This is a genomic window from Myxococcus sp. AM009, assembly GCF_013372605.1.
Lineage (GTDB): Bacteria > Myxococcota > Myxococcia > Myxococcales > Myxococcaceae > Myxococcus > Myxococcus vastator.
Window position 1 is genome coordinate 65,925 of the sequence record NZ_JABXEP010000009.1, and the last position, 11,623, is coordinate 77,547.

Genomic DNA, 11,623 nt, shown 5'->3' on the forward strand with positions numbered 1-11,623 from the left:
TGCCTGCGTCATTCCGGTGGGCGTGTGTGTTTATTGATACAACTCAAGTTGCCTGGCTGGGTTTGACAGGAATTGGAATGCCCCTATCATTTCACATGATGTCTTTCCTCCAAGGTGGTGCGGGGGGATGGGGGTGAATGAAGGCACCCCCGCCCCCCCGCTCCATTTTCCCAGGAGGCATTGCGCGGTGCGTCGTCAGCCCCGCGCGCCCTTCTTCACGGGCGCGGGCGCCGGGTCGTCCACGCGCACGCCCACGCGGGCCCTGCGGGCCTTGGTGAGCACGTGGCCCAGGTAGCGGCCGGTGTGGCTGCCTTCGACCTCGGCGACCTGCTCGGGCGTGCCGGCGGCCAGAATCAGGCCACCGCCCGCGCCGCCCTCGGGGCCCAGGTCGATGATCCAATCCGCGCTCTTGATGACGTCCAGGTTGTGCTCGATGACGAGCACGCTGTTGCCCGCCTCCACCAGCCGGTTGAGCACGGCCAGCAGCTTGCGGATGTCCTCGAAGTGCAGGCCGGTGGTGGGCTCGTCGAGGATGTAGAGGGTGCGGCCGGTGGCCACGCGCGCCAGCTCGCGGGCCAGCTTGATGCGCTGGGCCTCGCCGCCGGACAGGGTGGGGGAGGGCTGTCCCAGGCGGATGTAGCCCAGGCCGACGTCATGGAGCGTCTGCAGCACGCGCATGATGTCGCGGTGCGCGCCGAAGTGCTCCATCGCCTCGCGCACGCTCATGTCGAGCACCTCGGCGACGTTCTTCCCCTTGTAGCGCACGCGCAGGGTGGCCTCGTTGAAGCGCTTGCCGGCGCACACCTCGCAGGGCACGTAGACGTCCGCCAGGAAGTGCATCTCCACCAGCTTCACGCCGTCGCCCTCGCACGCCTCGCAGCGGCCGCCCTTGATGTTGAAGCTGAAGCGGCCCGGCCCGTAGCCGAACGCGCGCGCCTCGGGCGTCATCGCGAACACCTCGCGGATGTTGTCGAAGAGCTTGGTGTACGTGGCCGGGTTGCTGCGCGGGGTGCGGCCAATGGGGCGCTGGTCGATGTCGATGACCTTGTCCAGGTGCTCCATGCCCAGCACGGCCTTGTGCTTGCCGGGGGACTCGCGGCGCTCGTAGAGGTGCCGCGCCAGGGCGGGGAAGAGAATCTCGTTGATGAGCGTGGACTTGCCCGCGCCGGACACGCCGGTGATCGCGCTGAAGACGCCCAGCGGAATCTCCGCGTCCACGTTCTTCAGGTTGTTCTCCTTCGCCCCCTGGATGACCAGCTTGCGCTTCGGGTCAGGCTCGCGGCGCTCCTGGGGGACCTCGATTTCCTTCCGCCCGGAGAGGTACGCGCCGGTGGAGCTGGCCTCGTTCGCCATGACCTCCGCGGGCGTGCCCTGGGCCACCACCTGGCCGCCCAGCTCGCCCGCGCCCGGCCCGAAGTCCACCAGCCAGTCCGCCTCCTCCATCGTCTCCTCGTCGTGCTCCACGACGATGACGGAGTTGCCCAGGTCCCTCAGGCGCTTGAGCGTCAGCAGCAGCTTGCCGTTGTCGCGCTGGTGCAGGCCGATGGAGGGCTCATCCAGGATGTAGATGACGCCCGTCAGCTCGCTGCCCATCTGCGACGCCAGCCGGATGCGCTGGCTCTCACCGCCCGACAGCGTGGACGCGGTCCGGTCCAGCATCAGGTAGCCCAGGCCCACGTCCACCAGGAAGGACAGGCGGCTGCGAATCTCCTTCAAGAGCTCGGTGGCGATCTTCCGCTCGTGCGCGGACAGGGCCATGTCGCCCAGGAAGCCCAGCGAGTCGGAGATGGTCAGCCGGCTCAGCTCGACGATGCTGCGCCCGTGCACCTTCACCGCGCGGCTCTCCGGCTTCAGACGCTCGCCCTTGCAGGACGGGCAGGGCTTGTCGCTGAAGTACTTCTGGAGCTCGGTGCGGCGCGCCTCGGAGGTGGTCGTCTTGAAGTTGCGCATCATGCGCTCGACCAGGCCCTCCCACTCCATCTTGTACTTGCCGCCCTCGCCCCACGCGACGGTGAAGGACTTGCCGCCCGCGCCGTACATCAGCGTGTCCTTCTCTCGCCTGGTCAGCTTCGCGTAGGGCACGTCCAGGTCAATCTTGAAGGCCTTGGCCAGGCTCTCCACGAAGTCGGCCGTCCAGCCCTCGCCGCGGTTCATGCTGCCGGCCCACGGTTCAATGGCGCCGTCGCGGATGCTGCGTGACGTGTCCGGGACGATGAGGTCCGGGTCCATCTCCGGCTTGGTGCCCAGGCCGTTGCAGTCCGTGCACATGCCCAGGGGGTTGTTGAAGGAGAAGGACGCGGGCGTCAAATCACCGAAGGACAGGCCGCACTTGGAGCAGGCGTTGAGCTCGGACATCACCCGGTCGGAGGCGAGCGTGCCCTTCTCGTCGGTGATGATGAGCGTGCCCTTGCCTTCGCGCAGGGCCGTCTCCACGGAGTCGGTGAGGCGCGTCTTCACGTCCGGCTTGAGCACCACGCGGTCAATGACGAGCGCGATGTCGTGCTTGGACTTCTTGTCCAGCTCGATGCGCTCCTCCAGGCTCTTGAGCGCGCCGTCGATGCGGGCGCGGGAGAAGCCTCGCTTCTGGGCCTCGGCGAGCAGGTCCTTGTGCTCGCCCTTGCGGTTCGTCACCAGCGGCGCCAGCACCTGGAGCTTGGTGCCCGCGGGGGCCTTGAGGATTTCGTCGACAATCTGCTGCGCGCTCTGCTTGCCCACCTTCACGCCACAGGTGGGGCAGTGCTGCACCCCGATGGAGGCGTAGAGCACGCGCAGGTAGTCGTGCACTTCCGTGACGGTGCCCACCGTGGAGCGGGGGTTGTTGCTGGCCGCCTTCTGCTCGATGGAGATGGTGGGCGACAGGCCGCGAATGGTGTCGTACTTCGGCTTCTCCATCTGTCCCAGGAACTGCCGGGCATAGGCGGAGAGGCTCTCCACGTAGCGGCGCTGGCCTTCCGCATAGAGGGTGTCGAAGGCGAGCGAGCTCTTGCCCGAACCGGACACGCCGGTGAAGACGACGAGCTTCTTCTTGGGAATGTCCAAGGAGACGTTCTTGAGGTTGTGCTCCTTGGCGCCTCTGAGGGAAATGACGTCGGGCTCGGACATGGGCGGGCGATCTACCACTGAATATGCGTTCCGGTAGGGGGAAACACGTTGGAACCCATCTGGATGCGGGGAAACGTCCTGGGTTGCGCGCTGCATCCCACATCTGGCGACCTCTCAGGCGAGGAGGCCCGGCTGCCTGCCCCGCCCGGACGGAGGATTCGTCTGTGTGGCACCTGGAGTTCCTGAAGGAATTTCAGGAGTGTCCTGCGAGAGGACACCCACATTTCCCGGGTGGGCGCTGGCGTTTCCCTGCGAGGCCAGCGGGTTGCCGCGTCGGAGCCCCTCTCACCACTCTGTGGGCGGACCGGGCACCGGGGTTGCAGAGGGCCCCCCGCTGAGCCGTGAGGTGAACCAGGGTGTTTTCCTGGCGTCTCCCGGTGGGGCGGGGAGGACGTTATGCGCGGGGCGTTTGGGCTGGTGGCGTTGGTGGTGGCGATGGTGACAGGGGTGGCGTGTGAGCGGCCCGCCTCTCAAAAAGCGAAGAGCGCCTTTGTTGTCCGGCCGGAGATTGTGGACTTCGGCCCCGCGGCGCTGGGGCATACCAAGACGTTCAAGCTGCGAATCGCCAACGCGGGCCGGGCCTCCTATCGCGTGGAAGGCGCCGTCTCCAGCGTGCCCAACGTGGACATTCCCCCCTTCGAGCCCTTCACCCTGTCCGCGGGGGGGGAACAGGACATTGAAATCCACTTCCTGCCGCGGGTGGAGGGCGAGATTCAGGGCGTGGTGGAGATCCTCACCGACGCGGAGGTCGGCGGGCGCGTGCCGGTGTCGGGCCGCGGCGTGAAGGCCTTCCTCGAGGTGCCCTCGGAGGCGCTCGACTTCGGCAACGTGGCCATGGGCCTGGTGGAGATGCGCGAGGTGACGGTGCGCAACCCATCGGACGTGGACAGTCCGCTGACGCTGTCGGTGCAGGGCGCGGACGCCGACCAGTTCACCGCCGGGCAGGGGCTGCCCTCCTCGCTGGCGCCGGGCGAGGCGTTGATGGTGCCGGTGGCCTACGCCCCGCGCCGGCTGGGCGCGGCCGAGGCGGCGCTGCACGTGGTGGTGTGCGACGGGTGTGAGCCGGCGGTGGTGCCGCTGATGGGCACGGGCGTGGCGTCCAAGCTGGAGGTGACGCCGCTGCGCGTGGACTTCGGGCGCGTGGCGCTGGGGGCCACGGCGGAGCAGGTCATCACCGTGCGCAACCAGGGCACGCAGCCGTTGAGCTTCTCGGGCTCGCAGCTCGTGGACAGCTCGGAGGGCGTCTTCCACATCGCCAATGAGCCGGTGGTGGCCAACGGGCAGTTGGCACCGGGCGCGGCGGTGGAGCTGCGCGTGGCCTTCACGCCCGCGGCGGTGGGCAAGGTGCGCGACGGGCGGGTGGAGATTGGCGTGCGCGAGCAGGGCTCCAGCGCCCCGGGCCCCAAGGTGTCGCTGGCGGGCGAGGGCGGCGGCTCGTGCGTGACGGTGCTGCCCCGGCGGCTGGCGTTTGGCACGGTGGCGGAGGGCATGACGGCGACGCGGGAGGTCACCGTCTACAACCGCTGCCGCGAGGACGTGAGTGTCACCGACCTCCAGCTCGACACGCAGCAGGGCGGCTACTTCACCCTGGCCCAGGCGCCCGCCAGCGTGATGGTGCCCGCGGGGCAGAATGCCCGGGTGAGCGTCACCTTCCGGCCCAAGGCGGGGAACCCGGACGCCAGCCAGGGACAGCTCTCCGTCACGGTGCGTGACAGCGGCTCCGCGGCCACGGAGGCGGTGGCGCTGGAGGGCCGGGGCCAGGTGTTCGCGCCGTGCCAGTACGCGCTGCCCCAGCAACTGGACTTCGGCAAGGTGCCGGTGGGCGCGGAGGTGGCGCTGGGGGTGACGCTGCGGAACACGGGCGCGGAGGCGTGCTACCTGGCGTCGATGCAGCTCGCCCAGGGGTCTGACGGGGGCTTCTCCGCGGCTCCGGTGCGCAACGGCGTGCTGGAGCCGGGCGCGAAGGCGACGCTGGTGGTCCGCTTCAAGCCGTCCGAGGAGGGCGGCTTCTCCGGGCTGGCCGAGGCCTGGGTGAACAGCCCTACGCAGGGGCACCCGCTGGTGGAGCTGCGGGGCGAGGGCGTGGTGGGATGCTTCGCGGTGCAGCCCACCACGGTGGACTTCGGCGTCACCAAGCTGGCGTGCGGCCCGCGCACGCGGGAGTTGGTGGCCGTGAACTCGTGCGTCGGGCCCGTCCAGGTGAGCCAGGTCGCGTTCGACGCGGACGCGGGCGAGTTCTCTCTGGACGGTAGCGGCAATGCGCCTTGGACGCTGACGGGCCAGGGCACGCGAACGCTGACGGCGACGTATGCGCCGGTGGATGAGGGCCATGACGCCGCGGCGCTGCGCTTCACCCTGGCGGATGGCTCCGTCTACACGGCGGGCATGGTGGGGCAGGGCGTGACGAAGGCGGAGCAGACGGACCGCTTCTTCCAGGAGTCACAGGCGAAGGTGGACGTGCTCTTCGTGGTCGACAACTCGGGGTCGATGATGGAGGAGCAGCAGAGCTTGGGGCAGAACTTCGCGGCCTTCTTGAGCGCGGCGGACGGCGCCGCGGTGGACTACCGCATCGGTGTCACCACCACGGGGCTGGACCCGTCTCCGGGTGGCTGGTCCGAGTGCCCGGGCGGCGCGCAGGGCGGGGAGAATGGCCGCCTGTTCCCCGTGGATGGCTCCCGGCCGCGCATCATCACCCCGGCGACCCCGGATGCCGCGGGCGTCTTCGCCAACAACACCCGCGTGGGCGTCTGCCATTGGAACGAGCAGGGGCTGGAGTCCGCCTACCGCGCGCTGGCGGATCCGCTGCTCTACCACGAGGATGACCCGCGCACCGCGCAGCCCAACGACGGCAACGGCGGCTTCCTGCGCGAGGACGCCCGCCTGGCCATCATCTTCGTGTCGGACGAGGAGGACTTCAGCGCGCAGCCGGTGTCCTTTTATGAGACGTACCTGCTGGCGCTGAAGGGCAACGACCGCTCGAAGCTGAGCGTCAATGCCATCGTCGGGCCGTCGGACCTGGCCAGGTGCCCCACGTCCAGCAGCTCGGGCAGCCGCTACAGCCAACTGGCGGAGGCCACGGGCGGCGTGGTGGACAGCATCTGCACGCCGAACTGGGCCAGCTCGCTGGAGAAGCTCTCCGACAGCACCTTCGGCGCGAACCGCAAGTTCCCCCTGTCCGAGACGCCGGAGGACCCGGGCCGCGTCGTCGTCGACGTGGACGGCGTCCGCGTGACGTCCGGCTGGGAGTACGACGCCCGCGAGAATGCCATCCTCTTCGACCGCCCCGCTGCGCCCGAGGCGGGCTCCCTGGTGGAGGTCACGTACCCGCTGGGCTGCGGCTGAGCCGGAGCACGGTGCCGCCGGGTGGCTTGTCCTCAGGACGAGGCGTCCGACGGCATCAGCGCGTTGATGGCCGCGTAGTCCATCCGGCCCTGGCACAGCGGTTCGGCGCGTCCGTCGTGCCGCGCCTCAGGCCACGGAGCGCGATGCATGGCGGCGCTCGTGGTCGAGCAGCCACTGCTTGCGCTCCAGCCCGCCGCCGTAGCCCGTCAGTGACGCGTTGGCCCCCACCACCCGGTGGCAGGGGACCACCACGCCAATGGGGTTGGCGCCGTTGGCCATGCCCACGGCGCGCACGGCCTTGGGGCGGCCGATTCGCTGGGCCAGTTGGCCGTAGCTCGTGGTGGCGCCCGCGGGGATGTCGCGCAGCGCGCGCCAGACCTCTCGCTGGAAGGGCGTGCCCGCGGTGGCCACGGGCAACGCGTCGATGATGCTGACGTCTCCGCGCAGATAGGTCTGCAGCGCCGTCGTCCGGCCAAACGGGTCGCTCGCGGGCTCGAGCACATGGCCGTTCGCGCCGTAGTGGAGCCGCAGCAGCCGGAGCATCCGGGGTTCGTACTCCTCCCAGTCGACCGCGCGAAGGCAGCCCGCTTCGTCACAGACGACCAGCATCAAGCCGATGGGCGTGGGGGCGCGGTCCATGAGCAAGCGCAGCGGCGGGGGCATCGTCATCTCTCTGTCGCGAAGGGGAATGGGGAAGGTGGGGTGTGGGCCCGGGCCGGGCGGCATCCGCGGCCCAGAGGTGCTGCGCGGCATAGGCGCGCCAGGGGCTCCAGGCCCCGGAGCGGCGGAGCGCTTCCTCCGGGGAGGGCCGCACGCCATCCGCGCCCGTGAGTGCGCGCAGCAACGCGACGTCCGCCGAAGGGAAGGCATCCGTTTCGCGCACCGCGCGCAGCGCGATGTAGTGCGCCGTCCAATCTCCGATGCCGGGGATGCGCTTGAAGTGTTCGACCGTCTCTTCCAGCGTGGCCCGCGGCTGGAACAGCCTCGGGTCCGCGACGGCCGCGGCGGCCAGGCTCGACAAGGTCCGTGCCCTGGCGGCGGGCATCCCGAGCGCGCTCAAGTCCTCCCGCGCCAGCCGCTCCGGCCGGGGAAAGGTGCGCGTCAGCCGGGCGTCTCCCGTTGCTTCGACGCCCATGGGCTCGCCATACGCGGTGACCAGCCGCGCCCCGAGTCCTCGCGCCGCGGCGACCGTGACTTGCTGACCCAGTACGGCCCGGACCGCGAGCTCGAAGCCGTCCCAGCCTCCCGGTGCTCGCAGCCCCGGCCGCAGGGACACCAGCGGAGCGAGCCGCGCGTCCCGGGACAGGTGTTCCCGGATGACGTCCATGTCCGCGCCCACGTCGAAGACGCGCCGGACCTGCGCCACCACCGTGGGCAGGGCTTGAACCTGGGGGAGGCGGAGCGTTGCGAGCAACCCGTCGCGTCCAGGGGCGCGGAAGACCTCGACGGTGCCCTGACCGCCCGCGGTCGCCACGGTCCGCCGGTAGCGTCCGGCCTCGAGGTGCTCCAGGCCCGGCAGGGCCCGTGTCTCCAGGTGCGCCAGCATCGCGTCCCAGTCATAGGGGGGCTGGTAGGGGATGAAGAGCGTGACACCCGCGGCGGCACCGCCCACGGGGGCCCGGCTCCGGCGGAGCGCGCTGGGAGGCCGTCCATACAGCGCGCGGAACACGTCGTTGAAGCGGCGGACGCTGCGGAACCCCGAGGCCAGTGCCACCTCGGCCATGGGCAGGGTCGTCTCGTGCAGGAGCTGCCGGGCGAACAGCACGCGCCGCGTCTGGGCGACGGCCACCGGCGAGGCCCCCAGGTGCTGCTGGAACAACCGCCGCAGCTGCCGGTCCCCGACGCCCAGCCGGTCCGCGAGCGCCTCCACCCCGGCGCCGTCGTCATCCAGGCCGCCCTCGGCGATGAGCGCCAGGGCCCGGGCGACGGTGTTGGAGGTGCCCCGCCAGAAGGCGAGGTCCGGTGACGTCTCCGGGCGGCAGCGCAGGCAGGGCCGGTAGCCCGCCTCCTGCGCCCCGGCGGCGCTCGGATAGAAAGTGCAGTTCTCGAACCGGGGCGTCCGGGCCGGGCAGATGGGCCGGCAATAGATGCGCGTCGTCCGGACGGCGGTGAAGAACCGCCCGTCGAAGCGGGCATCTCGGGTCTGCATCGCGCGGTAGCACGCGCTGGCGTCCAGGCCGTTCATGGGGGGCAAGCTCCCATACCCGGTGGCCGCTGTCTGGCCGCTTTCGGACCTCAATGGCACGGGTTGGTCGGGGTGCGTCATCCACCGCGAGGCGGGGATTGGCCGGCAGGAGAGGCTGCGTTCTGTCAGCCATTGGCGACATGGGATGATCTCGACTCGACAGGGCGGTATGGCGCGTGCAGCCTTTCAAGCAAGATGCCGGAACCCCTACTTGTCGCGGCCGTGGGCGACATTCATGGCCGCTTCCACCGTGTGGAGACGTGGCTGGACGCGCTGGAGCAGGCACGAGGCCGCCGGGTGGACCTGGTGTTGGCGGTAGGCGACGTGGAGGCCTTCCGCCGCGCGGATGACCACCGGCGCAAGGCCGCCAAGCGCGCCATGCCCGCCGAGTTCGCGGAATACGCGGACGGGCTCCGGCAGGTGAAGCGGCCCCTTTACTTCATTGGCGGCAACAACGAGGACTTCGAGGCGCTGCACGACCTCCAGCAGGGCGGCACGCTGGCGCCGAACGTGACGTACCTGGGCCGCGCGGGCGTTCGCGAGCTGAGCGGACTGCGGGTGGCGTACCTGTCGGGCATCCACGCGCCGCGGTTCATCGACCAGCCGCTGAAGCCCCCCTCCACGCCGGACATGGTGAAGCAGGCTGGCTACTTCCGCACGCCGGAGGTCGAGCAGGTGGCGGCCTTGTGCGACGTGGACCTGATGCTGGTCCACGAGTGGCCGCGAGGCATCGTCCAGCGCGCGCGGGAGGAGAACCCGTCACCGCCGAGGCCGTTGCCCTCCTATTGGATTGGCAATCCCGTGACGCGGCGGCTCGTGGACACGGTGTTGCCGAAGTGGATGCTGTGCGGCCATTCGCACAAGGGCTTCGCGGTGACGCTGGAGGGCCCGGGGCGTCCGGCCACCCGCATCGCCTGCCTGGACCAGGCGGCCAAATCCCAGGAGTCCATCTTCTGGTTGGAGTACGAGGACCGTCAGGCCCTGCGCGCGGGCTGGGGCCTGTCGGGCGCCGTGTCATGGACCGCTGGCCAGCGCTGGGACATGAGCTCGCTGCCACCGCTGGCGTCGGAGGGAGAGGGCGCCCCCGCGGAGTTCGGCCTCTGAGCAGCGGCGCTAGAAGGTGCCGGAGATGCCCATCATCCGCGCGCTGGCCACGGGCGTCATCTGGACCTTCCCTGACTGGACGCTCGGCGTGTCCTCGCCCTTCCGGCCATGGAGCAGCAGGGGCACGGCGAGGCCGACCGCCGAGCCGAGCAATGCGCCGGTGGCCACGTCCGTGAGGTAGTGCTTGTCGGCGCCCATGCGCAGCAGGCCCACGGAGGTGGCCACGGGCACGCCCACCGCCCAGATCCACGCCTGGTGCTTGTAGCCGCGCAGCGCGGCGACGGTGCCCGCCGACACCACCAGTGAGAAGGCGAGGTTGGTGTGGCCGCTGTAGAAGGAGAGGTTGTTGTCGCTGGGGTGGTCGGTGAGGCCCTTCTGGTCCTCGGGCAGCACATGGACGAAGGGGCGCTCACGGCCGGCGATGAACTTCACCGTCTGGTTCGCCAGGGAGGCGACCACCGCGCTCTGGACGATGATGGTGGCGTCCTGGGCGAAGTAGCGCGTCGGCGCGCCAGATCCCTGGCCCATGGCGTACTGGATGCCGAGCACTCCCGCGGGCAGCGCGCCGAAGCCGATGATGTTGCTCCAGTTGTGGGCCCGTTTGCGTGCGGACGGCGTCGACCCGGCGAGGCCTCGTCCCCAGCGGTCCAGCCGGTTGAGGCGGTCCGTCCCATCTGGCGCGCGGTCGCACCAGCGGCACTGCGCCGGGGCCAGGTCGTCCTTGAAGAACGCCTCACTGGAAATCCACAACACGCCGGCCGCGCCGGTGATGACGCCATCCCGGGTCCAGTCGAAGCGGAGTTCATGGAGCCGCGGCGCGTCCGAGCCGTCTTGCGCGGCGGCGGGGAAGCAGGGGACGACGGCCAGCAGGACGGCAATGGCAAACGCTCGATAGGGGAGGCGCACGGGTGGCAGCATACGGGCGCAGTCCCGTCGGGTTCCAGCGCTGTTCCGTGACTTCGTGCGTAGACTCGGCCGCGCATGTCTTTGGAGGCGTGCCCCGTCATGCAATTGACTCCCGCGTCGGAACTGTCGCTGCGCGCCCTCTCCGCGCTGTTCGCCCGCGCCTTCGAGGGCTATTTCGTCACCGTGTCGGACGCCCCTGGCTTGTTCGACGCGCGCGTGCGCAGCGAGCACATCTCGCTGGAGGAGAGCCGCGTCGCGCGCGTGGACGGGGAGCCCGTGGGACTCGTGTTGATGGCCCGCCGGGGACGGGAGCGCCGCGTGGCGGGCATGGGGGTGGTGCCCGCCTGGCGGAATCGCAAGCTGGGCGGCGCCATGCTGCGTCCCTTGCTGGCGGACGCGCGAGCGCGGGGCGACACCCGGCTGCTGCTGGAAGTCATCGAACAGAACGCGCCCGCGGTGAGGCTCTACGAGCGGCTGGGCTTCCAGCGCGTGCGCCGGCTGGTGGGCTTCATGGGGACGCCCGAGCCCTTGGCGGGTGCATCCGCGCTGGAGGAAGTGGACCCGTGGGAGTGCGCGCGGCTGCTGCCCCAGGGGTTGCCCTGGCAACTGGCCCCCGCGACGGTCATGGGGCTGGCGTTACCCGCGCGTGCGTTCCGGCTGGGCCCCGCGGTGGCGGTGGTGGCGGACGTGTCGGCGCCCACGCTGGGGGTGCGGTCCGTGGGCGTGGAGCCCTCGGCTCGGGGGCAGGGCGCTGGCCGCAGGCTCCTGGGCGCGCTGACCGCGCGGTGGCCTGGGAAGCCGCTGGCCGTGAGCGCCGTCGTTCCGGAGGGCCCCCTGGCGCGCTTCTTCCTGGGCGCGGGATTGGGGGCGACTCCGCTCACACAGCTCGAGCTGGAGCTGCCACTGGAGGCGCGTTCATGAGCCCCCGAGGCTCGCCGTAAGCCCGGGGGGCCCGGCACGGATATCGATGGACTGACCGGGAAT

At 70.4% G+C, this 11,623-nt stretch carries 7 protein-coding genes; 3 read left to right on the forward strand and 4 right to left on the reverse strand.

Annotation, left to right across the window (positions count from 1 at the left end; genetic code table 11):
* Positions 1-195 precede the first annotated feature (195 nt).
* Entirely contained in the window at positions 196-3,102 is a 2,907-nt protein-coding gene (gene uvrA, locus HV824_RS04170) for an excinuclease ABC subunit UvrA (RefSeq protein ID WP_176415331.1), read from the reverse strand.
* 396 nt (positions 3,103-3,498) lie between these two features.
* On the opposite strand from uvrA, the gene HV824_RS04175 reads away from it, so the two are divergent.
* Positions 3,499-6,444 (forward strand): choice-of-anchor D domain-containing protein, encoded by a 2,946-nt coding sequence (locus HV824_RS04175; protein ID WP_176415332.1) that lies wholly within the window; start codon positions 3,499-3,501, stop codon positions 6,442-6,444.
* A gap of 126 nt (positions 6,445-6,570) precedes the next feature.
* On the opposite strand, the gene ogt is transcribed toward HV824_RS04175, so the two are convergent.
* Both ogt and HV824_RS04185 read right to left on the reverse strand, forming a co-directional pair.
* Positions 6,571-7,083, reverse strand: a complete 513-nt coding sequence (ogt, locus tag HV824_RS04180; RefSeq protein ID WP_176422706.1) for a methylated-DNA--[protein]-cysteine S-methyltransferase — start codon at positions 7,081-7,083, stop codon at positions 6,571-6,573.
* Positions 7,037-8,629, reverse strand: coding sequence for an AlkA N-terminal domain-containing protein (locus HV824_RS04185; RefSeq protein WP_176422707.1), 1,593 nt, complete (start codon positions 8,627-8,629; stop codon positions 7,037-7,039). Before HV824_RS04185 ends, ogt begins: the two co-directional genes overlap by 47 nt.
* A 195-nt stretch (positions 8,630-8,824) precedes the next feature.
* Between HV824_RS04185 and HV824_RS04190 the strand changes: the two genes are divergently transcribed.
* The gene (locus tag HV824_RS04190; protein ID WP_176415335.1) at positions 8,825-9,733 is read left to right on the forward strand and encodes a metallophosphoesterase; all 909 of its coding nucleotides are present in this window, start codon (positions 8,825-8,827) and stop codon (positions 9,731-9,733) included.
* 9 nt (positions 9,734-9,742) lie between these two features.
* On the opposite strand, the gene HV824_RS04195 is transcribed toward HV824_RS04190, so the two are convergent.
* On the reverse strand, positions 9,743-10,651 hold the full coding sequence (locus HV824_RS04195) for a phosphatase PAP2 family protein (RefSeq protein ID WP_176422708.1): 909 nt from the start codon (positions 10,649-10,651) through the stop codon (positions 9,743-9,745).
* Between the two features lie 87 nt (positions 10,652-10,738).
* Here HV824_RS04195 and HV824_RS04200 point away from each other — a divergent pair, with 87 nt between their 5' ends.
* The gene (locus tag HV824_RS04200) at positions 10,739-11,560 is read left to right on the forward strand and encodes a GNAT family N-acetyltransferase (RefSeq protein WP_176422709.1); all 822 of its coding nucleotides are present in this window, start codon (positions 10,739-10,741) and stop codon (positions 11,558-11,560) included.
* The last annotated feature ends 63 nt before the right edge of the window (positions 11,561-11,623 follow it).